The sequence below is a fragment of the Streptomyces sp. NPDC042100 genome (assembly GCF_055582325.1).
Genome location: NZ_JBVJDK010000017.1, coordinates 70620 through 93437 on the forward strand (window position 1 = coordinate 70620; position 22818 = coordinate 93437).

21 protein-coding genes are annotated in these 22818 nt (G+C 71.6%); 9 read left to right on the top strand and 12 right to left on the bottom strand.

The window, feature by feature from the left end:
- Positions 1-54: 54 nt before the first annotated feature.
- Both ACZ6J5_RS30935 and ACZ6J5_RS30940 read left to right on the top strand, forming a co-directional pair.
- Positions 55-801 carry a phosphatase PAP2 family protein gene (locus tag ACZ6J5_RS30935; RefSeq protein ID WP_469396987.1) on the top strand — a complete coding sequence of 249 codons (747 nt, stop codon included), beginning with the start codon at positions 55-57 and terminating at the stop codon, positions 799-801.
- Positions 802-992: 191 nt separating this feature from the next.
- Positions 993-2336: a S41 family peptidase gene (locus ACZ6J5_RS30940; RefSeq protein ID WP_469396988.1), complete on the top strand. Its 1344-nt coding sequence runs from the start codon at positions 993-995 to the stop codon at positions 2334-2336.
- Here the strand turns inward: ACZ6J5_RS30940 and ACZ6J5_RS30945 are convergent.
- From ACZ6J5_RS30945 to ACZ6J5_RS30980, 8 genes are all read right to left on the bottom strand, one after another.
- On the bottom strand, positions 2321-4126 hold the full coding sequence (locus tag ACZ6J5_RS30945) for a chitinase (protein WP_469396990.1): 1806 nt from the start codon (positions 4124-4126) through the stop codon (positions 2321-2323). The two genes, ACZ6J5_RS30940 and ACZ6J5_RS30945, sit on opposite strands and share 16 nt — an antisense overlap.
- 120 nt (positions 4127-4246) lie before the next feature.
- Entirely contained in the window at positions 4247-4726 is a 480-nt protein-coding gene (locus ACZ6J5_RS30950) for a hypothetical protein (protein ID WP_469396992.1), read from the bottom strand.
- Between the two features lie 143 nt (positions 4727-4869).
- Positions 4870-6297 carry an NAD(P)/FAD-dependent oxidoreductase gene (locus tag ACZ6J5_RS30955; protein WP_469396994.1) on the bottom strand — a complete coding sequence of 476 codons (1428 nt, stop codon included), beginning with the start codon at positions 6295-6297 and terminating at the stop codon, positions 4870-4872.
- 36 nt (positions 6298-6333) lie between these two features.
- Positions 6334-7128 carry an ABC transporter permease gene (locus ACZ6J5_RS30960; RefSeq protein WP_469396996.1) on the bottom strand — a complete coding sequence of 265 codons (795 nt, stop codon included), beginning with the start codon at positions 7126-7128 and terminating at the stop codon, positions 6334-6336.
- Positions 7128-8051, bottom strand: coding sequence for an ABC transporter permease (locus ACZ6J5_RS30965; protein WP_469396997.1), 924 nt, complete (start codon positions 8049-8051; stop codon positions 7128-7130). The genes ACZ6J5_RS30960 and ACZ6J5_RS30965 overlap by 1 nt, the downstream gene beginning before the upstream one ends.
- Complete coding sequence (locus ACZ6J5_RS30970) at positions 8048-9220, bottom strand: ABC transporter ATP-binding protein (protein WP_469396999.1); 1173 nt, start codon at positions 9218-9220, stop codon at positions 8048-8050. Before ACZ6J5_RS30970 ends, ACZ6J5_RS30965 begins: the two co-directional genes overlap by 4 nt.
- Positions 9221-9260: 40 nt before the next feature.
- Positions 9261-10508, bottom strand: a complete 1248-nt coding sequence (locus ACZ6J5_RS30975; RefSeq protein WP_469397001.1) for a polyamine ABC transporter substrate-binding protein — start codon at positions 10506-10508, stop codon at positions 9261-9263.
- A gap of 49 nt (positions 10509-10557) precedes the next feature.
- A complete protein-coding gene (locus ACZ6J5_RS30980) occupies positions 10558-12072 on the bottom strand; it encodes a gamma-aminobutyraldehyde dehydrogenase (RefSeq protein ID WP_469397003.1) in 1515 nt (504 codons plus the stop codon).
- A 175-nt stretch (positions 12073-12247) separates the two neighbouring features.
- On the opposite strand from ACZ6J5_RS30980, the gene ACZ6J5_RS30985 reads away from it, so the two are divergent.
- Positions 12248-12790: an NADAR family protein gene (locus ACZ6J5_RS30985; protein WP_469397004.1), complete on the top strand. Its 543-nt coding sequence runs from the start codon at positions 12248-12250 to the stop codon at positions 12788-12790.
- Positions 12791-12965: 175 nt separating this feature from the next.
- On the opposite strand, the gene ACZ6J5_RS30990 is transcribed toward ACZ6J5_RS30985, so the two are convergent.
- Positions 12966-13553: a DUF4190 domain-containing protein gene (locus tag ACZ6J5_RS30990; protein WP_469397006.1), complete on the bottom strand. Its 588-nt coding sequence runs from the start codon at positions 13551-13553 to the stop codon at positions 12966-12968.
- A 76-nt stretch (positions 13554-13629) separates the two neighbouring features.
- Here ACZ6J5_RS30990 and ACZ6J5_RS30995 point away from each other — a divergent pair, with 76 nt between their 5' ends.
- The 6 genes from ACZ6J5_RS30995 (at position 13630) to ACZ6J5_RS31020 (ending at position 19390) form a co-directional block, all read left to right on the top strand.
- Positions 13630-14655, top strand: coding sequence for an adenosine deaminase (locus ACZ6J5_RS30995; RefSeq protein WP_469397007.1), 1026 nt, complete (start codon positions 13630-13632; stop codon positions 14653-14655).
- Between the two features lie 38 nt (positions 14656-14693).
- On the top strand, positions 14694-15383 hold the full coding sequence (locus tag ACZ6J5_RS31000) for a glycerophosphodiester phosphodiesterase (protein WP_469397009.1): 690 nt from the start codon (positions 14694-14696) through the stop codon (positions 15381-15383).
- Entirely contained in the window at positions 15380-16159 is a 780-nt protein-coding gene (locus tag ACZ6J5_RS31005; RefSeq protein WP_469397011.1) for an SAM-dependent methyltransferase, read from the top strand. Before ACZ6J5_RS31000 ends, ACZ6J5_RS31005 begins: the two co-directional genes overlap by 4 nt.
- A 33-nt stretch (positions 16160-16192) precedes the next feature.
- Entirely contained in the window at positions 16193-17389 is a 1197-nt protein-coding gene (locus ACZ6J5_RS31010; protein WP_469397013.1) for a sensor histidine kinase, read from the top strand.
- Positions 17386-18075 carry a response regulator gene (locus tag ACZ6J5_RS31015; RefSeq protein WP_469397014.1) on the top strand — a complete coding sequence of 230 codons (690 nt, stop codon included), beginning with the start codon at positions 17386-17388 and terminating at the stop codon, positions 18073-18075. Before ACZ6J5_RS31010 ends, ACZ6J5_RS31015 begins: the two co-directional genes overlap by 4 nt.
- Before the next feature lie 121 nt (positions 18076-18196).
- Positions 18197-19390 carry a serine hydrolase domain-containing protein gene (locus tag ACZ6J5_RS31020; protein ID WP_469397015.1) on the top strand — a complete coding sequence of 398 codons (1194 nt, stop codon included), beginning with the start codon at positions 18197-18199 and terminating at the stop codon, positions 19388-19390.
- Here ACZ6J5_RS31020 and ACZ6J5_RS31025 read toward each other — a convergent pair.
- The 3 genes from ACZ6J5_RS31025 to ACZ6J5_RS31035 form a co-directional block, all read right to left on the bottom strand.
- On the bottom strand, positions 19356-19913 hold the full coding sequence (locus tag ACZ6J5_RS31025; protein ID WP_469397016.1) for a hypothetical protein: 558 nt from the start codon (positions 19911-19913) through the stop codon (positions 19356-19358). The two genes, ACZ6J5_RS31020 and ACZ6J5_RS31025, sit on opposite strands and share 35 nt — an antisense overlap.
- A 50-nt stretch (positions 19914-19963) precedes the next feature.
- Complete coding sequence (locus ACZ6J5_RS31030) at positions 19964-21163, bottom strand: polyamine ABC transporter substrate-binding protein (protein ID WP_469397018.1); 1200 nt, start codon at positions 21161-21163, stop codon at positions 19964-19966.
- Between the two features lie 133 nt (positions 21164-21296).
- Entirely contained in the window at positions 21297-22733 is a 1437-nt protein-coding gene (locus ACZ6J5_RS31035) for a gamma-aminobutyraldehyde dehydrogenase (protein ID WP_469397019.1), read from the bottom strand.
- Between the last annotated feature and the right edge of the window lie 85 nt (positions 22734-22818).

Here is a 22818-nt window from a genome sequence, read left to right on the forward strand (position 1 = left end):
CGGGATGGAGATCCGGCTGTCGGTCCCCCTTTTCGTGCCGTACGGTTTCCGCAGATGAGAGAAACACCCCGGGCGGAGCCTCCCCAGCCCCGCCCACACCGCGCCCTGGCGCACACCGCTGGAGCCCTGGGCTCCGGAACTCCTCACCGATCGGATGGCCGCCCGCCCCACACCCCCCGGGGCGCGCGGCAGCCCGGTCCAGGCGGCCGCCCCGGAACAACCCCCCCTGTTCCGGGGCGGCCGGCTGTCTTCTGGGCCCTGGTCGTCCTCACCGCGACCACCTGGCAGGTCCTCGTCCACGGCCCCCTGGCCCGCCTCGACGAACGCCTCTCCCACGCCCTGGTCGACACCGTCCCGCGCGGGCTGAGCGAAGCCGCCTCCGACCTCGGCAACCTGACCGTCGCGCTCCCGGTGCTCCTCCTCGCCATGGCGTACGCCCTGTGGCGGGGCCGCCGCGCCCAGGCCGTCTGCGCGGGCCTCGCGATGGCCGCCGTGCCGCTCCTGGTGGTCTCCCTGAAGGCGTGGACCGCCCGGCCCGGCCCGCTGGAGCCGTGGGCCACCGGCTACTACCCCTCGGGCCACACGGCCACCGCGTTGATCGCCTACACGAGCGCCGCCCTCCTGGTGTCCCGGCGCCTCCTCCCCCTCGCCGCGCTGCTCACCGCGCTCACGGCGGCCGGACTGGTCCTGCGCGGCTTCCACTGGCCGCTGGACGTGCTGGCCTCGGTGGCCCTGTGCGTGCCGCTGCTGCGCTGGCCGGTCCTGGCCGCGCGCTTCGGACGGGACCGGCCCGCTCCGTAGACGACGGGCAGGTCACGGGGGAGGTCACGGGACTGTCCCCGGGGCAGGTCACGGGGGCTGTCCCCCGCCCCGTACCACCGGTTCGCCGGATGGTCCCGGCCGCTCGCCGCGCCCATGATCGTTACCAGTGAGGATACGAGCGGTACGAGCGGTACGAGCGGTACCGCCGTGCTACGGGGAAGGACGGACGGGTGTTCCACAGAGGATCGAAGGTCACGGTCGTCGCGCTGGCGCTGCTGCTCGCGGGCGGGGCCCTGGCGCCCGGCGCCGCGGCGCGGGAGCGGGGCAGCGGCGCCGAGGGCGGCGTCTGGCGGGTGACGGGGTACGGGACGGTGCTCTCGGCGGCCGACGGCGTGCTGCGGGAGTACCAGACCTCGGCCGCCGGGTGCGTGCCGGGTTTCACGGCCCGGCGGACGGCGCCCGGGGCCTACCGCACGGACGACGGCACCGTGTTCACGCTGCGCCCCGACGGGCGGCTGACGGTCGCCGGGTCGGCCGGCACGCGGGAGCTGCGGCGGCTGCCCGGACTGCCGGAGGCCTGCCGGCACCCGCTGCCGGCGGATCCGCTGACGGCCTTCGACGTGTTCTGGCAGTCGTTCGAGGAGAACTACCCCTTCTTCGCCGCCAAGGGGATCGACTGGCACGCGGTGCGGGACGCGTACCGGCCCCGGGTGCACGCGGGGACGAGCCGCGACGAGCTGTTCGGGATCTTCTCCGACATGGTGCGGCCGCTGCACGACGCCCATGTGGCCGTGTTCGAAGGCGACCGCTACTTCGCCGGGGTGCGGCCCGGGACGACGGCGCCGGGGCCGGAGCTCGACGCCCGCGCCAAGGCCCACGTCGTGCGCCGGGACCTGGGCGGGCGGCCGCTCACGGAGTTCGCGAACGGGCGGATCGGCTACGCGGACCTGCCGGACGGACTGGGCTACCTGCGGATCTCGGGCTTCGCCGGCTACGACCGGCGGGACCCCTCGTACGCCGCGCAGCTCGCGGAGCTGGACCGGGCGCTGGACGCGGTCCTCACGCCGGAGCGGGCGGCCTCGCTGCGGGGGCTGGTGATCGACGTGCGGATCAACGGCGGCGGCTCGGACGCGCTGGGCCTGCGGGTGGCCGGGCGGCTCACGGACCGCCCGTACACGGCCTACCGCAAGCGGACCCGGTACACCGCGCCGGAGCCGGTGCGGGTGGTCCCGCAGCGGGGTGCGGCGCGGTACGCCGGTCCGGTCGCCGTGCTCACCGCCGGGACGACGTTCAGCGCGGGCGAGTCGTTCACCCAGGCGCTGATCGACCGGCCCGGCGGCGCGGTGCGGATCGGGCAGCCCACCCAGGGGGTCTTCTCGGACACCCTGACGCGCGGGCTCCCCGGCGGGATGGAGGTGTGGCTGCCGAACGAGGAGTTCCTGACCCCTTCGGGCCGGACCTTCGACGGGACCGGGATCCCGCCGCACGTGTGGACCCCGGTCTTCACGGAGGAGGAGTTCGCGGCGGACCGCGACTCGGCGTTCGACGCGGCGGTGCGTCAGCTCCAGTTGTAGGCGTCGAAGTTGCGGCTGAACTCCCACTGGTTGTAGCGGTCCCAGTTGATGGACCAGGTCATCAGGCCGCGCAGGCCGGGCCAGGTGCCGTGGGTCTGGTAGGAGCCGCAGTTCTGCTTCCTGGTGAGGCAGTCCAGGGCCTTGTTCACCTCGGCCGGCGTGGTGTGCCCGTTGCCGGCCTGGGTGGAGGCGGGCAGGCCGATGGCGACCTGGTCGGGGCGGAGGGCCGGGAAGACGCGGTCCGTGTTGCCCGCGACGGGGAAGCCGGTGAGGAGCATGTCGGTCATGGCGATGTGGAAGTCGGCGCCGCCCATGGAGTGGTACTGGTTGTCGAGGCCCATGATCGAGCCCGAGTTGTAGTCCTGGACGTGCAGCAGGGTCAGGTCGTCGCGCAGGGCGTGGATGACCGGGAGGTAGGCGCCGGCGCGCGGGTCCTGGCCGCCCCAGGGGCCGGAGCCGTAGTACTGGTAGCCGAGCTGGACGAAGAAGGTCTCGGGGGCCATGGTGAGGACGAACTTGGCGCCGTACCTGGCCTTGAGGGTCTTGACCGCCGAGATCAGGTTGACGATGACCGGGCTGGTCGGGTTGCGGAAGTCGGTGTCGCCGGTCTGGAGCGAGAGGGAGTGGCCCTCGAAGTCGATGTCGAGGCCGTCGAGCCCGTACTCGTCGATGATCTTCGAGACGGAGGAGACGAAGGTGTCGCGGGCGGCGGTGGTGGAGAGCTGGACCTGCCCGTTCTGGCCGCCGATGGAGATCAGGACCTTCTTGCCGGCGGCCTGCTTGGCCTTGATGGCGGTCTTGAAGTCGGCGACGGACTCGACGCCCGGGCACTCGGTCGCGGGGCAGAGGCTGAAGCGGATGTCGCCGGAGGTGACGGAGGTCGGCTCGCCGAAGGCGAGGTTGATGACGTCCCAGGAGTCGGGGACGTCGGCCATCCGCGTGTAGCCGGAGCCGTTGGCGAAGCTGGCGTGGAGGTAGCCGACGAGGGCGTGGGCGGGGAGCTGCCCGCCGGGGTTGCCGCCGCCCCCGCTGGTGGTGGTGCCGGTGACGGCGGTGGACCGGGCCGACTCGCCGGCGCTGTTCACGGCGGTGACCTGGAAGCTGTACGAGGTGGCGGCGGCGAGGCCGGTCGCGGTGTACGAGGTGCCGGCGGCGGTCGCGAGGAGGACGCCGTCCTTGTAGACCTTGTAGGAGGTGGCGCCGGAGACGGCGGGCCAGCTCAGGGTGACCGAGGAGGCGGTGGCGCCGCCCGCGGTGAGGCCGGTCGGGGTGGCGGGGATCTGGACCGGGTCGCCGCCGGGGCCGAGCAGGGACAGGTCGTCGGCGAGGTAGGCGCCGGTGCCGTACCAGCCGTGGGTGTAGACGGTGACGGAGGTCGTCGAGGCGCCGGTGGTGAAGGTGGTGGCGAGCCGCTGCCAGTCGGGGGCGGACTGGGTCCAGGCGGAGACGTCGGTGGTGCCGGTGCCGGAGGCGCCGAGGTAGACGTAGCTGCCGCGGACCCAGCCGCTGAGCTGGTAGGTGGAGTTCGGCTTGACGGTGACGGTCTGGGAGCACTTGGCGTTGTCGCTGCCGGCGGGCGTGGCCTGGAGGGCCTTGGTCCCGCCGTGGACGGGCGCGGAGACGGCGGCCCCGCTGCCGGCCGTGCAACTCCACCCGTCCAGGCCGGCCTCGAAACCGCCGTTGCGGGCGAGTTCGGTGTCGGCGGCGTGTGCGAGCGGGGTGAGCGCCGCGAGGCCGCCGGCGGCGAGGGCGCCCGCCAGGAGCAGGGTCAGGGGTCTTCTGCGGTCCACAACTGCCTCCGGGAGTGGGGGGAATCGAGGTGGAGCGCGCCACAGCATGGTCCAGACCAATTGAGTGGTCAAGACCTCTGTCCGGCATGACACGGCGTCAGACCTCACCGCCAAGGCGCCTCACCCTCCCCCCGGCTCCCGCTCCCCCCTGGCCAGCCGGCCCGCGGCCTCGTGCATCGCGAGCTCCAGCAGCGCGGCGTCCGTGAGCGTGCCGGCCGCGTCCGGGGCCACCAGCCAGCGCACCCCGCCGGTCACCCGGCCGGGATACGGGACGACGATCCAGGTACCCCGGCCCGCGCCGCGCACCCCGGTGCCGAGCCAGCGGGCGGCGGTGCCCGGCGGCACGAAGAAGCCCATCCGGGTGTCGCCGAAGTCGGCGAGCACCGGGCCCGGCCGGTCCACCAGACGGCTCAGCACGTCGAGCGTCGGATAGCCGAGCCCGGCCGGCAGGATCAGCACGTCCCAGCGCCGGCCGGCGGGCAGCAGGGCGATCCCGTGCGGGTTGCGCTCCCACTCCCACCGGCAGGCGTCGGGATCCGGCGCGACCGAGGCCAGCCACTCCACGGCGGTCCTGGCCCCAGCGGCCCCCGAACCAGTCATCGCGACGATCCCCTCTCTCCCTACGGGCACCGCGGTCGCGGTGTCGTACGGAGAGAGCGCGCTCCGGCCCCGCTCTTACGCGGGTTCCCTACTCGCGAGTTGTGATTTGGATCACAGGCAGGGGAGGGTGGGCCGGGTCAGGGTCAGCTGTCGAAGCCGAGCCCCAGCCTGTCCATGGTCTTCAGCCACAGGTTCCGCCGGCCGCCGTTCTCGTCGGCGCGGGCGAGCGACCACTTGGTCACGCCGATGCCCGCCCAGGCGATCGGCTCCGGCGGGAACGGCAGCGGCTTGGACCGCACCATCTCCAGCCGGGTGCGCTCGGTCCGCTCCCCCGCCAGCAGGTCCAGCATCACGTCCGCGCCGAAGCGCGTGGCGCCGACGCCGAGGCCCGTGTAGCCCTGCGCGTACGCCACCTTGCCCTGGTGCGAGGTGCCGAAGAAGGCCGAGAAGCGGGTGCAGGTGTCGATCGCGCCGCCCCAGGCGTGGCTGAAGCGGAGTCCCTCCAGCTGCGGGAAGCAGGTGAAGAAGTGCTCGGCCAGCTTCAGGTAGGTCTCCGGCCGGTGGTCCATCTCGGCGGTCACCTTGCCGCCGAACTGGTAGATGGCGTCGTAGCCGCCCCACAGGATGCGGTTGTCCGCGGTGATCCGGAAGTAGTGGAACTGGTTGGCGCTGTCGCCCAGGCCCTGGCGGTTCTTCCAGCCGATGGAGGCGAGCTGCTCGGCGGAGAGCGGCTCGGTCATCAGCGCGTAGTCGTAGACCGGGACGGTGTAGTGCCGCAGCCGCTTGACCAGCGAGGGGAAGACGTTGGTGCCGAGGGCGACCCGGCGGGCCGCGACCCGGCCGTACGGGGTGCGCACGGTCATGCCGCCGCCCGCGCCGCCCGCCGAGACCAGGTCGAGCGCCGGGGTGTTCTCGAAGATCCGCACGCCCAGGTCGAGACAGGCCCGCTTGAGCCCCCAGGCCAGCTTGGCCGGGTGCAGCATGGCGACGCCCCGGCGGTCCCACAGGCCGCCCTTGAAGGTCGGCGAGGCGACCTCGGCCCGGACGGCCTCCCCGTCGAGGAGCTCCAGGCCCTCGGCGAGACCGAGCCGCGCGGCCTCCTCGTACAGCTCGTGGAGCTCGTCCACCTGGTAGGCCTCGGTGGCCACGTCGATCTCGCCGGTGCGCTCGAAGTCGCAGTCCAGGGAGTAGCGGCCGACGGCCTCCTCGATGGCGTCGAGGTTCCGCTCGCCCATCCGCTCCAGGGTGGCGAGCTCGCCCGGCCAGCGGGCCAGCCCGTTGCCCAGGCCGTGCGTGAGGGACGCGGCGCAGAAGCCGCCGTTGCGGCCCGAGGCGGCCCAGCCCACCTCGCGGCCTTCGATGAGCACGACGTCCCGGGAGGGGTCGCGCTCCTTGGCGATCAGCGCGGTCCACAGACCGCTGTAGCCGCCGCCCACGACCAGCAGGTCGCAGCGCTCACTGCCGGTGAGTGCGGGCAGTGCTCCCGGCTTGCCGGGGTCTTCCAGCCAGAAGGGGACGGGCTGGGCGTCGGAGAGAGATTGTGCAGCGAGACGCATGGCGACTGGGGCCATGGTTTCCAACTCCTTCGGTGCCTGACCGGCTTTCGGTCAGGCTGTTGCTGTCTTCTTGCGCCGGTTGGTGACGATCTGACCGGCCACTACCACCAGGACCGCGATGACGAACATCGCCGTACCGATGACGTTGATCTGGACGGGCGTACCGCGCTGAGCCGAGCCCCAGACGAACATGGGGAAGGTCACGGTCGAGCCCGCGTTGAAGTTGGTGATGATGAAGTCGTCGAACGACAGGGCGAAGGCGAGCAGCGCGCCGGCCGCGATGCCGGGCGCCGCGATCGGCAGCGTCACCCGCAGGAAGGTCTGCACCGGCCCCGCGTAGAGGTCGCGGGCGGCCTCCTCCAGGCGCGGGTCCATGGACATCACGCGCGCCTTGACCGCCGTCACGACGAACGACAGACAGAACATGATGTGGGCGATCAGGACCGTCCAGAAGCCCAGCTCGGCGCCCATGTTCAGGAACAGGGTGAGCAGCGAGGCGGCCATGACGACCTCGGGCATCGCCATCGGCAGGAAGATCAGCGAGTTGATCGCGCCGCGCGCCCGGAAGCGGTAGCGGACCAGCGCGAAGGCGATCATCGTGCCGAGGACGACCGCGCCGACCGTGGCCCACGCGGCGAGCTGGAGCGAGAGGGAGAGCGAGCCGCACATGTCGGCGACGCCGCAGGGGTCCTTCCAGGCGTCCAGGGAGAACCGCTGCCACGCGTAGTTGAAGCGCCCGTTCGGCTTGTTGAACGAGAACACCATCACGACGACGTTCGGCAGGATCATGTACGCGAGCGTCAGCAGCCCCGCGATGACGACAAGATTCCGTCGTATCCAACGCATCAGACCAGGTCCTCCGTTCCCGCCTTGCGGATGTAGACGGTGACCATGAGCAGCACGATCGCCATGAGGATGAAGGACAGCGCGGCGGCCGTCGGGTAGTCGAGCACGCGCAGGAACTGCGACTGGATGACGTTGCCGACCATCTTGGTGTCGGTCGAGCCGAGCAGCTCGGCGTTGACGTAGTCGCCGCTCGCCGGGATGAAGGTGAGCAGGGTGCCGGAGACGACGCCCGGCATGGAGAGCGGGAAGGTCACCTTGCGGAAGGTGGTCGCCGGCGAGGCGTACAGGTCCTGCGCCGCCTCGTGCAGCCGCCCGTCGATGCGCTCCAGCGAGGTGTAGAGCGGCAGGATCATGAAGGGCAGGAAGTTGTACGTGAGACCGCACACGACCGCCATCGGCGTGGCGAGCACGCGGCTGCCCTCGGTCCAGCCGAGCCAGCTCGTCACGTCGAGGACGTGCAGCGCGTTCAGCACGTCCACGACGAGGCTGTCGTCGGCGAGGATCGTCTTCCAGGCCAGCGTACGGATGAGGAAGCTGGTGAAGAACGGGGCGATGACCAGCACCAGCAGCACGTTGCGCCAGCGTCCGGCCTTGAAGGCGATCAGATACGCCAGCGGGTAGCCGAGCAGCAGGCACAGCAGGGTCGCGGTGCCCGCGTACAGCAGCGAGCGGACGAACTGCGGCCAGTACTCCTGGAAGGCGTCCCAGTAGGTCTGGAAGTGCCAGGTGACCTCGAAGCCCTTCTCCAGGGAGCCGGTCTGCACCGAGGTGGAGGCCTGGTAGACCATCGGCAGCGCGAAGAAGACGAGCAGCCAGACGATGCCGGGCAGCAGCAGCCAGTACGGGACGAGCCGCTTGCGGGTGGAGGGCTTGCGCGGCTCCGGCGGGGCCGTCTCCTCCTTGACGAGGGTGGCGGTGCTCACGCGGCGTCCTCCACCGTCTCCACGCCGGCGTCGATGTCCTGGGCCGCGTCGAGCCCGAAGGTGTGGGCGGGGTTCCAGTGCAGGACGACCTCGGCCCCGGGGACCAGACGCGCGTCGCGCTCGATGTTCTGCTCGTAGACCTGGAGCCCGGCACCGGCCGGCGAGTTCACCACGAACTGGGTGGAGACGCCGATGAAGGAGGAGTCGACGATCCGCCCGGTGACCCGGTTGCGGCCGTCGGCGAGGGTGCCCGCGTCGTCCGCGTGGGCGATCGAGATCTTCTCCGGCCGCACGCCGACGAGGACCTTGCCGCCGGTGCGGACGGCGTCCGTACAGCGCTCGCGGGGCACCCGGAGCTTGCCGCCGCCGGCCGTGGCCAGGACGTCCGCGCCGGCCGCCTCGACGACCTCGGCCTCGATCAGGTTGGAGGTGCCGAGGAAGTTGGCGACGAAGGTGGTCCGCGGGTTCTCGTACAGGTCGGCGGGGGCGCCGAGCTGCTCGACCCGGCCGCCGTTCATGACCGCGACCTGGTCGGCCATGGTCATGGCCTCCTCCTGGTCGTGGGTGACGTGCACGAAGGTGATGCCGACCTCGGTCTGGATGCGCTTCAGCTCCAGCTGCATCTGCCGGCGCAGCTTGAGGTCGAGCGCGCCCAGCGGCTCGTCGAGCAGCAGGACCTGCGGGTGGTTGATGAGCGCGCGGGCCACGGCGACGCGCTGCTGCTGGCCGCCGGAGAGCTGGTGCGGCTTCTTGTGGGCGTGCTCGCCGAGCTGCACCAGCTCGATCATCTCGTCCACCTGCGGCTTCACGGTCTTGACGCCGCGCCGGCGCAGACCGAAGGCGATGTTCTCGGAGATGGTCATGTGCGGGAAGAGCGCGTAGGACTGGAAGACCGTGTTGACGGGCCGTTTGTACGGGGGGAGGTCGGTGACGTCGCGGTCGCCGAGGAAGACGGTGCCCGTGGTCGGGTCCTCCAGGCCGGCGATCATGCGCAGCGTGGTGGTCTTGCCACAGCCCGAGGCGCCGAGGAGGGCGAAGAAGGAGCCCTGCGGGATCGTCAGGTCGAGCGGGCGGACGGCGTGGAAGGAGCCGTAGGTCTTGCTGATGCCGGAGAGACGGACGTCGCCGCCGCCGGCGTTCTGTGCGGTGTGAGCAGTCTTGTCAGTCATGGGTTGCGGTCCCGGAGGGTCGTAAGGAAAGGGGCGGCGGTCAGGCACCGATGAGCTTGGCGAACTTCTCCTCGTACGCCGTCTCCTCAGCGCTGCTCAGCGAGCGGAAGGCGTGCGACTTCCGGGCCATCGCCTTGTCGGGGACGATCAGCGTGTTGTTCGCCAGCTCGGGGTCGATCTTGGCGAGCTCGTCCTTCACCCCGTCGACCGGACAGACGTAGTTGATGTACGCGGCGAGCTGCGCGGCCACCGGAAGCTCGTAGTAGTAGTCGATGAGCTTCTCGGCGTTGGTCTTGTGCCGGGCCTGGGCGGGGACCATCAGGTTGTCGCTGGAGGTGATGTAGCCGGCCGCCGGGATGGCGAACCTGATGTCCGGGTTGTCGGCCTGGAGCTGGATGACGTCACCGGCCCAGGCGAGGCAGGCGGCCAGGTCGCCCTTGGAGAGGTCGGACGTGTAGTCGTTGCCGGTGAAGCGCCGGATCTGCTTCTTGTCGACGCCCTTCTGGATCCGCCCGATGGCCGCGTCGTAGTCGGCGTCGGTGAAGGAGCCGGGGTCCTTGCCGAGGTCGAGCAGGGTCATGCCGACCGAGTCGCGCATCTCCGTCAGGAAGCCGACCCGCCCCTTCAGCGAGGGGTCGTCGAGGAGCTGGCTGACGGAGTCGACCTTCTTGCCGCCGGTCGCCTTGGAGTTGTACGCGATGACGGTGGAGATGCCGGTCCAGGGGTACGAGTAGGCCCGCCCCGGATCCCAGTCGGGCCGCCGGAACTGCGCGGACAGGTTGGCGTAGGCGTTCGGCAGGTTGGAGGCGTCCAGCCGCTGCGCCCACCCGAGCCGGATCATCCGGGCGGCGAGCCAGTCCGTCACGCAGATCAGGTCACGCCCGGTGTCCTGCCCGGCGGCGAGCTGCGGCTTGATCTTCCCGAAGAACTCGACGTTGTCGTTGATGTCCTCGGTGTACTTGACCTTGATCCCGGTGCGCTTGGCGAAGGCCTCCAGGGTGGGCCGGGACTTCTCGTCCTCGCTGACGTCCATGTACTCGGTCCAGTTGGAGAAGTTCAGGCTCTTCTCCTTGGCCGAGAAGTCCGCGGCCGCCGGCCCCTGCCCCTCCCGCTTGGCCGGCGGGATGCCGCAGGCGCTCAGGCCGGCGAGCCCGCCGACCGTGAGCGCTCCCACGCCACCCGCCCGCAGCACCGAACGGCGGGTGAGCGCGGCCCGGCCGCTGGTCAGACTGCGCCGCATCGCCGCGATCTGCGCGGCGGACAGGGGGTCGGGCTGGTACTGCTCCATGCGCTGTGCCCTTTCGGGATGGGTTCGCCGCTGGTCGGACGGCTGACTGCTATCGGTCCCCGAAGATCGTGCGGTGCCAGTCCTTCGCGGCGACCGCGGTGTTGTCGAACATCACGTGCTTGACCTGCGTGTACTCCTCGAAGGAGTACGCCGACATGTCCTTTCCGTACCCGGAGGCCTTGGTGCCGCCGTGGGGCATCTCGCTGATGATCGGGATGTGGTCGTTGACCCACACGCAGCCGGCCTTGATCTCGCGGGTGGCCCGGTTGGCCCGGTACACGTCACGGCTCCAGGCGGAGGCGGCGAGGCCGTAGGGGGTGTCGTTGGCGAGCCGGATGCCCTCGTCGTCGCTGTCGAAGGGCAGGGCCACCAGAACCGGCCCGAAGATCTCCGACTGCACGACCTCGCTGTCCTGCGCCGCGCCGGTGATCAGGGTGGGCCGATAGTACGCCCCGTCCTTCAGCACGCCACCGGGGGCTTCGCCGCCGGTGACGACGGTGGCGTACGCCCGCGCCCGCTCGACGAACCCGGCGACCCGGTCCCGCTGCGCATGGCTGATGAGCGGCCCGAGGTCGGTCGACGAGTCGAACGGATCCCCGAGCCGCACGCTCTCCATGAGCTCGGCGACCCGCGCCACGAAGGCGTCGAAGAGGGGCCGCTGCACATAGGCGCGGGTGGCGGCGGTGCAGTCCTGCCCGCTGTTGATGAGCGAGGCGGCGACGGCGCCGTGCGCGGCGGCCTCCAGGTCGGCGTCGTCGAAGACGACGAAGGGGGCCTTGCCGCCGAGCTCCAGGTGGAGCCGCTTGACGGTGGCGGTGGCGACCTCGGCGACCCGCTTGCCCACGGGCGTGGACCCGGTGAACGAGGTCATCACGACATCCGGATGCCCCACCAGGTGCTCGCCGACGACCCGCCCGGCCCCGTTGACGACGTTGATGACCCCGTCGGGGATCCCGGCCTCGGTGGCGGCCTGGGCGAACATCAGGGAGGTCAGCGGGGTGAGCTCGGCCGGCTTGAGGACGATGGTGTTGCCCGCGGCGACCGCCGGGAGGATCTTCCAGGCGGCCATCTGAAGCGGATAGTTCCAGGGCGCGATGGACCCGACGACCCCGATCGGCTCACGCCGGATGTAGGACGTGTGGTCACCGTCGTACTCGGCGGCGGACTGCCCCTGGAGATGGCGGGCGGCACCGGCGAAGAAGGCGGTGTTGTCGATCGTGCCGGGCACGTCGAACTCGGTGGTCAGCTTGACGGGCTTGCCGCACTGGAGGGACTCCACGAGGGCGAACTCCTCGGCCCGCGCGGCGAGGACACCGGCGAACCGGTGCAGCGCCTCGGAGCGCTCCCCCGGAGTGGTGGCGGCCCAGCCCGGAAAGGCGGCCTTGGCGGCGGCGACGGCGAGGTCCACGTCCCCCACCGAGGCCAGCTCGTACGTGAAGACACTCTCCCCCGTGGCGGGGTCGATGACGCTGTGCTCCTGCCCTGAGGTTCCGGGGCGGAGCCGCCCCCCGATGTACTGCGCGCCGTCCGCGAAACGGTCCGACACCTGGAAGCGGTTGCCCATGACGCTCTCCGTAGTTCCAGCTCGAATTGAGTGCCGATCCTGACAGAGACATACGGGTGCAACAAGTGATTCCGTTGTTGCCTTTTGGTTACGCGACGGAATCGGTCGACCATGTGTCGAGAACAACAGGAAATTGCCGTACGGAGTGTCAGTGGCGGGTGAAAGGGTGACATGCATGAAGGATCTGGAGGACCTGATTGACCAGGTCAGAAGGGGTGAGCGGGTCAAGTGGCTGCACTTCTGGGGCCACCGTCCGCACCCCACGGGACGGCTCTCGGCAAGCTGTCTGAGCCAATGGTGGCCGTCGCCTTTCGTGATCGGCGAAATACCCTACGCGACGGCGGAGCACTGGATGATGGCGGAGAAGGCCCGCCTGTTCGGCGACGCGACGGCCGAGGCGGCAATCCTCTCCGCCCGCACCCCCGCGGAGGCGAAGAACGCGGGCCGCCTGGTCCGGAACTTCGACGAGCGGGTCTGGGAAGAGAGCCGCCTGGAGATCGTCACGACCGGCAGCGTGCACAAGTTCTCCTCCACACACGCCCTGCGCACCTACCTCCTGGGCACAGGCGACCGCGTCCTGGTGGAGGCGAGCCCGATGGACCGCGTATGGGGCATCGGCCTGACGGCGGACGACCCGAGGGCGCAGGACCCGGCCCGCTGGCGCGGCGAGAACCTCCTGGGCTTCGCCCTGATGGCGGCGAGGGAGCGCCTGCGCTGACAGGAGCGGGGGGACGGGCGGGGGCCGCGTTCCAGACGTGAAGCGTGATGTGCGGCGCGGAACAGGGGGAGCCGCCGCGACGAACCGGCCCGCGCCGCACCTCACGCGGTCAGGAACGCGGCCCCGGCCCGTCCCCCGCGCCCCCCACAGGCAGCCGGCTCAAGGCAAGGCGGGGTTACCGCCCCAGTCCGTCCACGACGAGCGAGGTGGCGAAGGGATCGTCGGCGCCCTCCATGGACCCGGAATCCGTGGCGATGGCCCAGATGATGAACCCGAGGAAGACGGCGCTCACGACCACGCCCACGGCCCCGAGCACGATCCCGGCGATGGCCATCCCCCGGTTGTTCGCCTCGCCCCGGTTCGCCTTCTTCAGCCCGATGATGCCGAAGACCAGCGCCAGGACGCCCAGCACGACCCCGAGCCCGTAGAAGCAGAAGCCGACGACGGCGACGATGCCGAGCACCATCGCGGTGGTGCCCATCCCGTTGGCGGGCGCCTGCTGCCAGCCGGGCTGCCCGTACGCCGGGTAGGGCGAGGAGGGCGGATAGCCGTACGAGGGCGGCGCGGGAGGCGCCGGATACCCGAAGGCGCCACCGGGCGCCACCGGCGGCGGCGCGACCTCGCCGGCGCCGACACCGGCGCCAGGCATCGAGATCACGGTGTTCTGGTCATGGACCGGGGGCGTCGCGGACTTGCCGAACCGCACGCCGTCCGGGCCGGGCGGAGCCCACGGGTCCACCGGCTGATCGCTGTTTTCGGACATAGGGCCTCCCCCGTCGTGGTCAATCCATGCTACGACCTCCCTCTTCCGGTGGACCGCCCCGGCCTACGATGACCTGATGACCGACCTGCTTCCCTTCATCGCCGGCCTCCCCAAGGCCGAGCTCCACGTCCACCACGTCGGCTCCGCGTCGCCCCGCATCGTCGCCGAGCTGGCCGCCCGCCACCCGGACTCCAAGGTCCCCACGGACCCGGAGGCGCTGAGCGACTACTTCGTCTTCACGGACTTCGCGCACTTCATCGACGTGTACCTGTCGGTGGTGGACCTGGTCCGCACCCCGGAGGACGTGCGCCTGCTGACCTTCGAGGTCGCCCGGGACATGGCCCGGCAGAACATCCGCTACGCGGAGCTGACGATCACCCCGTACAGCTCCACCCGCCGCGGCATCGACGAGCACGCGTTCATGGCCGCGATCGAGGACGCCCGCAAGGCCGCCGAGAGCGAGCTCGGCGTGATCCTCCGCTGGTGCTTCGACATCCCCGGCGAGGCGGGCCTGGAGGCGGCGGAGGAGACCGCGCGCCTGGCGGTCGAGCTGCGCCCGGAGGGCCTGGTCTCCTTCGGCCTCGGCGGCCCGGAGATCGGCGTGCCGCGCCCGCAGTTCAAGCCGTACTTCGACCGCGCCCGCGAGGCCGGCCTGCGCTCGGTCCCGCACGCGGGCGAGACGACGGGCCCGCAGACGGTCTGGGACGCCCTGAACGACCTGGGCGCCGAGCGCATCGGCCATGGCACGAGCTCGGTGCAGGACCCGGAGCTCCTGAAGCACCTGGCCGAGCACCGGATCGCGCTGGAGGTCTGCCCGACCTCGAACATCGCCACCCGGGCCGTGGAGCGCCTGGAGGACCACCCGGTCAAGCGGATGGTGGAGGCGGGCGTGCTGGTCACGATCAACAGCGACGACCCGCCGATGTTCGGCACGGACCTGAACAACGAGTACGCGGTCGCGGCCCGTCTGCTCGACCTGGACGAGCGCGGCGTCGCGGCCCTCGCGAAGAACGCGGTGGAGGCCTCGTTCCTGGACGAGGCCGGCAAGGCGCGGATCACCGAGGAGATCGACGCGTACACGGAGCAGTGGCTGGCGCGCTGACCCATGAGCCGGCCGGGGGCCCGAGCAGAATGGACGGCATGAACCCCGTCACTGTCGTAGGCCACCGCGGCGACCCGTACCGCGTCCGCGAGAACACCGTCCCCTCGATCGTCTCGGCGATCGAGCGGGGCGCGGACGCGGTGGAGATCGATGTCCGGCTCACCCGGGACGACGTCCCGGTCCTCCTCCACGACGACACCCTGAAGCGCCTGTGGGGCGTCGACCAGCCACTGTCCTCGCTGACGGCGACGGACGTGGAGGAGCTCACGGAGGGCGGCGTCCCGACCCTGCGGGAGGCGCTGATCGCGGCGGGACCGCACCGCCTGATGCTGGACCTGCCGGGCGGGAACGAGCGCTCGGTGCGCAGGATCGTGGGCACGGTCCGCGAGTCGGGCGCGGGCGAGCGGGTGTACTACTGCGCGGGCGCGGTCGCGATGCTCCACGTGCGGGCGGCGGACCCGGCGGCGGAGATCGCGCTGACGTGGAACACGCTGGTCCCGCCCCGGCGGACGCTGCTGGAGGCGGTGCGCCCGCGCTGGCTCAACTACCGCTTCGGCCTGGCGGGCCCGGAGCTGGTGGAGCGGGTGCACAAGGACGGCCTCCTGATGTCGGCCTGGACGCCGGACACCGCGCGGTCGATGCGTAAGCTGATCCGCGCTGGGGTGGACTCGATCACGACCAACCGGATCGACACCCTCGCGGGCGTGCTGCGAAAGGGCCGTGAATGAACGACAGGATCCGCACCGACATCGCCCACAACGCGCGCGTGTGGAACTACTGGCTGGGCGGCAAGGACAACTACCCGGTGGACCGCGAGGTCGGCGACCGGGTGACGTCCTTCCACCCGGGCATCGGTGAAGTGGCGCGCGCGGACCGGGCGTTCCTGGGCCGGGCGGTCACGTATCTGGCGGCGGAGGCGGGGGTCCGCCAGTTCCTGGACATCGGCACGGGGCTGCCGACGGCGGACAACACGCACGAGGTGGCGCAGCGGGTGGCGCCGGACGCCCGGGTGGTCTACGTCGACAACGACCCGATCGTGCTGACGCACGCGCGGGCGCTGCTGACGAGCGCGCCGGGCGGCGTGACGGAGTACGTGGACGCGGACGCGCACGACCCGGAGGAGATCCTGGCGGCGGCGGGCCGGACGCTGGACTTCGGGCGCCCGGTGGCGGTGCTGATGCTGGGGATCCTGAACTTCGTGCTGGACACGGAAGAGGCCCGGCGGATCGTGCGCACGGTGATGGGGGCGCTGCCGCCCGGGAGCCATCTGGTGCTGACGCATCCGACGTACGACGCGGAGCTGGGCGGCGAGGCGAACGTGGCGGCGATGGAGTTCTGGAACGCGCACGCGACGCCGCCGATCACCGCGCGGAGCCGGGCGGAGTTCGCCTCGTTCCTGGAGGGTCTGGAGCCGCTGGAGCCGGGCATCGTGTCGTGCGCGCGGTGGCGGGCGCCCCAGGCGCCGGAGGTGGCGCAGTACGGGGCGGTGGCCCGCAAGAACTGAAAAGAGGGAAGCACGGGGGGGGAACCGAAGACGATGGACATCCGGGACAACGGCGAGCGCCTCAGGACCTGGGCGACGGCGAACCCGTGGGCGGTGGACATCGCCCTGGCGCTGCTGGTGCAGGCGGCGATGACGATGCCGTTCGTCGTGCCGCGCGGTCCGGAGCTGGAGCCGGCGACCTGGCCGGCGTACGGGCTGACGACGCTGACGGTGGTGCCGCTGGTGTGGCGCCGCCGGGCGCCGATGGCGGTGCTGCTCGCGGTCCTGGCGACGAGCGCGCTGTACAAGCTGGCGCTGGAGGGCCCGGGACAGCCGCTGCCGTACCAGGGGCTGGTGTCGGTCTACTCGGTGGCGGTCCTGTCGGCGCCGTGGAAGCGGCTGGTGACGGGGGTGCTGCTGTTCGTGGCGGTGCCGGTGTCGGTGTGGCTGAACACCCAGTCGGCGCGCGAACTGACCTTCTCGCTCTTCGTGTTCGGCGCGGCGTACGCGTTCGGGCGCCTGACGGACGCGCGGCAGCGGGCGAACCGGGTGGAGGCGGAGCAGGCGGCGGCGCGCGAACGGGCCAGGATCGCGCGGGAGATGCACGACATCCTGTCGCACGCGGTGAGCCTGATGGTGGTGCAGGCGGAGGCGGGCCCGCTGGCGGTGCGCCGGGCGCCGGAGCGGGCGGAGGCGGCGTTCGAGGCGATCTCGGAGACGGGCCGGGACGCGATGCGGCAACTGCGCGGGATGCTGGGCGTGCTGCGGGAGGACGACGGTGACGGCGGCCCGGCGCCGAGGGACCCGCAGCCGGGTCTGGACCGGCTGCCGGAGCTGGTCGCGCGGGTGCGGGGCGGGGGCCTGGACGTGCGGTACGCGACGGACGGCACGGTGCGCCCGCTGCCGGCGGCGACGGGGGCGACGGTCTTCCGGATCGTGCAGGAGGCGCTGACGAACGTGGTGAAGCACGCGGGGGCGTCGACGGTGTCGGTGTGCCTGGGGTACGGGAGGGACGAGGTGCAGGTCCGGGTGACGGACGACGGCCGGGGCCCGCGTCCCGGGGGTCCGGGCGGGCACGGCCTGGTCGGCGTCCGGGAGCGGGCGGCGGCGCACGGGGGCACGGCGTCGGCGGGCCCGGGCCCGGGCGGGCGCGGCTTCGAACTGCGGGCGGTGCTCCCGCTGGAGGCGCGAGGGGCACAAGGAGCACGAGAGGCACGGGGAGTACGGGGAGCACGGGGAGTACGGGGATGACGCTGCGGGTGGTGGTCGCGGACGACCAGGAGCTGGTGCGGAGCGGTTTCGCGCTGATCCTGGACGTGCAGGAGGACATCGAGGTGGTCGCGGAGGTCGGCGACGGGGCGGCGGCGGTGGAGGCGGTGCGGCGGCTGCGGCCGGACGTGGCGCTGCTGGACATCCGGATGCCGGTGATGGACGGGATCGAGGCGTGCCGGGTGATCAGCGCGGAGTCGGCGTGCCGGACGGTGATCCTGACGACCTTCGACGCGGACGAGTACGTGTACGAGGCGCTGCACGCGGGCGCGAGCGGCTTCCTGCTGAAGGACGTGCGCCGGGACGATCTGGTGCACGCGGTGCGGGTGGTGGCGGCGGGCGAGGCGCTGCTGGCGCCGTCGGTGGCGCGGCGGCTGGTGGAGCAGTACACGGCGGGCCCGGGGCGCCGCCCGGACGCGCCGGCCGACGGGCGCCTGGACGCGTTGACGGGCCGGGAGCGGGAGACGCTGCTGCTGCTCGCGCGGGGCCTGTCGAACGCGGAGATCGCGGCGGAGCTGGTGGTGAGCGACCACACGGTGAAGACGCACGTGGGGAACGTGCTGGCGAAGCTGGGGCTGCGGGACCGGGTGCAGGCGGTGATCTGCGCGTACGAGACGGGTCTGGTGGCGGCGGGCCTCCCCCGTGCGGGGGAGCCGCGGCGGACCTGACTCCCCCGCACCGGCGAGGAAGCCGGGGCGAAGGAACCCCCACCACGGGCGATCCGTGAATCGCCGCTGGTCAGCAGGATGGAGCCATCGAGAACAACGGCTCACACCACCGGAGTTGACCATGAGGAACACCACTCGCACGCTGCTGGCCGCCGCGCTGGTCCTGGGAGTGGCGGCGGGCCCGTCGGTCCTCCCGGCGACGGCGGCACCGGCGCAGACGCGGACGCAGACGCAGACGAGGACAGCTGCCACCACACCCCTGGACACCGCCGCCCTGGAGCGGGCCATCACCGCCCTCCCGTCGAAGGACTCGACGGCGGCGCTGGTCCGGGTCGGCGGCACGGAGGGCGCCTGGCAGGGCACCGCGGGCGTGCACGACCTGGTGACGAACCGTCCGGCGGACCCGGGGGCCCGCTTCCGGGCGGGTTCGGTGACGAAGGTGTTCACGGCGGCGGTGGCGCTGCAGCTGGCGGCCGAGGGCCGCCTCGATCTGGACCGGACGGCCCGCTCGTATCTGCCGGAGCTGATCCCGGCGGCGTACGGCGAGGTGACGGTGCGCCAGCTGCTCGACCACACGCACGGCATCCCGGCGGCGGAGCTGCCCGGCGAGACGGTCGAGGAGTGGTACGCGAACCGCTTCGTGCGGCACGACCCGAGGGACCTGGTCCGCTCGGCGACCGCGCGGCCGAGGGAGTTCGCGCCGGGCGAGAAGCAGCACTACCTGAACATCGGCTACACGATCGCGGGTCTGGTCGTCGAGCGGGTGACGGGCGACTCGTACGAGCACCAGGTGAGCTCCCGGATCCTGCGCCCGCTGGGGCTGCGCGACACGTATCTGCCGGGCCGGAGCCCCCGGATCGAGGGCCGGCACAACCACGGCTACCAGGTGATGACGCGGGCGGACGGGACGACAGAGCTGCGGGACGTGACGGAGTGGGGGCCGACGGAGGGCTGGGCGGCCGGGGACCTGATCTCCACCACGGCGGATCTGGAGCGCTTCACGAAGGCCCTGTTCGCGGGCCGGGTGGTGCGCGGGCCGCTGCTGGAGGAGATGTTCACCCTGCCGAAGGTCGCGGACGCCGCCTCCGGCGCCCCGGCGGCGTATTCGGTCGGCCTGTCGATGATGCGGCTGGGCGGCCGCGAGGTGTGGGGCAAGACGGGCAGCCGCTGGGGCTACACCACCGCGATCGCCTCGACCCGGGACGGCGCCCGCACGCTGGTGTACAGCGTCAACGCGACGGACGCCAAGGGCCAGGACATGAACCGGACGGCGCTGAACCTCATGCTGGCGACGTACGGCCCGCCGTCGAAGTGAGCACCGGCGCGGCCTGCTGGAGGGCTTCCAGCCGCTTGATGAGCCGGCGGACGGCGAGGAGCGGCAGGACGCCGATGACGCCGAACGACATGTCGATGACGGACCACCAGAAGGGGATGCCCCGGACCGGTCCGCAGACGAGGGCGAGCGGGATGACGCCGGCGCAGGCGATCATGCCGAACTCGACGACCCAGATGTTGCGGACCGGGTCGCGGTAGGGCCCGTAGAAGGCGACGGCGATGACGAGGTGGGCGAAGGCCAGCCAGTCGGTGCCGTAGAGGAGGTACGGGGCCGTCGTGTCGGCGCCCTCGACGCCGTCGCGGACGCGGGAGATCCACTCGGCGAGGCCGGGGAGGGCGTCGGCGACGGGGGCGGCCCAGGAGCCCAGGGCCTCGTCGAGCAGGCGGAGTTCGGTGACGAGCGGGAAGGCCGTGGCGCCGCTGAGCACCAGGCAGACGATGAAGACGACCAGCCAGACGCGGATACGCGCGAGAAGGGCTCTGGGCCCGTTCGTGTCGCTCATGGGGGCAGCGTACGCCCCTCATGAACATGTTCAAAAAGTGGGTCCCGTCCTCACAGGCCGACGATCGCGTTCCAGCGCTTGGTGAACTCGGCCCGCTCGTCCGCGTTGATGTCCCGCGCGATGGCGAGCCGCGCCCGCATCGCGTCGTCCGGGAAGATCAGCGGGTCCTCGGCGAGCGCCGCCCGCTCCTCGTCGCCGGAGTCGGCGAGGACGGCCTGGGCCGCGGGGACCGGGCAGACGTAGTTGACCCAGGCGGCGAGCTCGGCGGCGACCTCGGGCTCGTAGTAGTAGTCGACGAGCTTCTCGGCGCTGCGCTTGTGCTGGGCCAGGTTGGGGATCATCAGGGACTCGGCCCAGAGCTCGGCGCCCTCCTCGGGCACGACGAACTCGATGTCCGGGTTGTCGGCCTGGAGCTGGATGATGTCGCCGGAGTACGCCTGGCAGGCGAGCACGTCGCCGGTGGACAGGTCCTTGATGTAGTCGTTGCCGGTGAAGCGGCGGATGTGCTTGCGGCGGACCAGGCCCTCGATCTGCTCGCACAGCGCGTGGAAGTCGTCGGCGGTCCAGCGGGTCACGTCGACGCCCATGCCCTGCATGAGCAGCGAGAAGGACTCGTCGAGCCCGGACAGCAGGGTGACCTTGCCGCGCAGGTCGTCGGCCCACAGCTCCTTGGTGGAGCGGATCTCGCGGCCGAGCTTCTTGCGGTTGTACGCGATGCCGGTGATCCCGGACTGCCAGGGCACCGAGTGCAGCCGGCCCTGGTCGAAGGCGGGGTTGCGCAGCAGCGGGTCGAGGTTCTTCGCGACGTGGGGCTGCGCGGCCCGGTCCATCTCCTGGACCCAGCCGAGGCGCACGTAGCGGGCGGCCATCCAGTCGCTGATCACGATGAGGTCCCGGCCGGTCTCCTGGTGGTTCATCAGGGCCGGGCCGACCTTGCCGAAGAACTCGTCGTTGTCGTTGATCTCCTCCGTGTAGCGCACGGAGATCCCGGTCCGCTTCCGGAAGGCGTCCAGGGTGGGCCGCTTCGACTTGTCGTCGTCATCGGTGTCGATGTAGAGCGGCCAGTTCGCGAAGTGCAGCACCCGGTCCCGGTCGGACAGGTCCCGCCCGGCCCGGTCCTCCGGGTCGACGTAGGCGGCGGGCACCCCGCATCCGGCGAGGAGCGCGGCGGCGCCGGCGCCGCCGAGGCCCCGCAGCAGGGCGCGGCGGGTCGGGTTCAGGCGGGCGGGGTCGAATGCTCTGGCTCTCACCCGGACAGCATGGTCGCCCGGGGCGACCAGCGGCAATGGACGGTACGTCGACCGGGACGGCGCGGCCCCGACACCTTGTCGATCACCTGACGCGCAGGCGGCCGGGGTGCCGGGGCCGGTGGAGCGGGTTCGGTCAGCCCAGGGAGGTCATGACGTGCTTGATGCGCGTGTAGTCCTCGAAGCCGTACGCCGACAGGTCCTTGCCGTAGCCGGACTTCTTGAAGCCGCCGTGCGGCATCTCGGCGACCAGCGGGATGTGGGTGTTGATCCACACGCAGCCGAAGTCGAGCGAGCGCGACATGCGCATGGCGCGGGCGTGGTCCTTCGTCCAGACCGAGGAGGCCAGGGCGAACTCGACGCCGTTGGCGAACTCCAGCGCCTGGGCCTCGTCCGTGAAGGACTGGACCGTGATGACCGGGCCGAAGACCTCGTTCTGGATGATCTCGTCGTCCTGCTTGAGGCCGGAGACGACGGTCGGGGCGTAGAAGTAGCCCTTGTCGCCGACCCGGTGGCCGCCCGCCTCGACCTTGGCGTGCGCCGGCAGGCGGTCGATGAAGCCGCTGACCTGCTTCAGCTGGTTGGCGTTGTTCAGCGGGCCGTAGAGCACGTCCTCGTCGTCCGGCTGACCGGTCTTGGTCTCGCTGGCGGCCTTGGCGAGCGCGGCGACGAACTCGTCGTGGATGGACTCGTGGACCAGCACGCGGGTGGCGGCGGTGCAGTCCTGGCCAGCGTTGAAGAAGCCGGCGACGGAGATGTCCTCGACGGCCTTCTCGATGTCGGTGTCCTCGAAGACGACGACCGGAGCCTTGCCGCCCAGCTCCAGGTGGACGCGCTTGACGTCCTTGGCGGCGGACTCGGCGACCTGCATGCCGGCGCGCACGGAGCCGGTGATGGAGGCCATCGCCGGGGTCGGGTGCTCGACCATGGCCTTGCCGGTCTCGCGGTCGCCGCAGACGACGTTGAAGACGCCCTTGGGGACGATCTGGCCGATGATCTCGGCCATCAGGACGGTCGACGCGGGGGTCGTGTCGGAAGGCTTGAGGACGACCGTGTTGCCCGCGGCGAGGGCCGGGGCGAACTTCCACACGGCCATCATCATCGGGTAGTTCCACGGCGCGACCTGGGCGCAGACGCCGACCGGCTCGCGGCGGATGATGGAGGTCATGCCCTCCATGTACTCGCCGGCCGAGCGGCCCTCCAGCAGCCGGGCGGCACCCGCGAAGAAGCGGATCTGGTCCACCATCGGCGGGATCTCGTCGCTCGCGGTGAGGGCGATCGGCTTGCCGGTGTTCTCGACCTCGGCGGCGATCAGGTCCTCGGCCCGCTCCTCGAAGGCGTCCGCGATCTTGAGCAGGACCTTCTGACGCTCGGACGGCGTGGTGTCGCGCCAGGCGGGGAAGGCCGCCGCGGCGGCCTCCATGGCGGCGTCGACGTCGGCCTGGCCGGACAGCGGGGAGGTCGCGTACGCCTCACCGGTGGCAGGGTTGATCACGTCGATGGTGCGGCCGTCGGCCGCGTCCCGGAACTCCCCGTTGATGTAGTTGCGCAGCCGCCGCAGCTCGGTGGTCACGTGCCACCCCTCCTGTCACGTTCTGTTCCCGCACTCCATCGTGCGGCGTCCCGGTGGACGAGACACTTCAGCCTAGTCGGTTTGC

Coding starts and splice junctions, on each gene's coding strand:
- ACZ6J5_RS31015 (WP_469397014.1), top strand. CDS start 17,386: ATGACGCTGCGGGTGGTGGTCGCGGACGACCAGGAGCTGGTGCGGAGC.
- ACZ6J5_RS30970 (WP_469396999.1), bottom strand. CDS start 9,220: ATGACTGACAAGACTGCTCACACCGCACAGAACGCCGGCGGCGGCGAC.
- ACZ6J5_RS30990 (WP_469397006.1), bottom strand. CDS start 13,553: ATGTCCGAAAACAGCGATCAGCCGGTGGACCCGTGGGCTCCGCCCGGC.
- ACZ6J5_RS30960 (WP_469396996.1), bottom strand. CDS start 7,128: ATGCGTTGGATACGACGGAATCTTGTCGTCATCGCGGGGCTGCTGACG.
- ACZ6J5_RS30975 (WP_469397001.1), bottom strand. CDS start 10,508: ATGGAGCAGTACCAGCCCGACCCCCTGTCCGCCGCGCAGATCGCGGCG.
- ACZ6J5_RS30980 (WP_469397003.1), bottom strand. CDS start 12,072: ATGGGCAACCGCTTCCAGGTGTCGGACCGTTTCGCGGACGGCGCGCAG.
- ACZ6J5_RS30985 (WP_469397004.1), top strand. CDS start 12,248: ATGAAGGATCTGGAGGACCTGATTGACCAGGTCAGAAGGGGTGAGCGG.
- ACZ6J5_RS30950 (WP_469396992.1), bottom strand. CDS start 4,726: ATGACTGGTTCGGGGGCCGCTGGGGCCAGGACCGCCGTGGAGTGGCTG.
- ACZ6J5_RS31005 (WP_469397011.1), top strand. CDS start 15,380: ATGAACGACAGGATCCGCACCGACATCGCCCACAACGCGCGCGTGTGG.
- ACZ6J5_RS31020 (WP_469397015.1), top strand. CDS start 18,197: ATGAGGAACACCACTCGCACGCTGCTGGCCGCCGCGCTGGTCCTGGGA.
- ACZ6J5_RS31000 (WP_469397009.1), top strand. CDS start 14,694: ATGAACCCCGTCACTGTCGTAGGCCACCGCGGCGACCCGTACCGCGTC.
- ACZ6J5_RS30935 (WP_469396987.1), top strand. CDS start 55: ATGAGAGAAACACCCCGGGCGGAGCCTCCCCAGCCCCGCCCACACCGC.
- ACZ6J5_RS30955 (WP_469396994.1), bottom strand. CDS start 6,297: ATGGCCCCAGTCGCCATGCGTCTCGCTGCACAATCTCTCTCCGACGCC.
- ACZ6J5_RS31025 (WP_469397016.1), bottom strand. CDS start 19,913: ATGAGCGACACGAACGGGCCCAGAGCCCTTCTCGCGCGTATCCGCGTC.
- ACZ6J5_RS31010 (WP_469397013.1), top strand. CDS start 16,193: ATGGACATCCGGGACAACGGCGAGCGCCTCAGGACCTGGGCGACGGCG.
- ACZ6J5_RS30995 (WP_469397007.1), top strand. CDS start 13,630: ATGACCGACCTGCTTCCCTTCATCGCCGGCCTCCCCAAGGCCGAGCTC.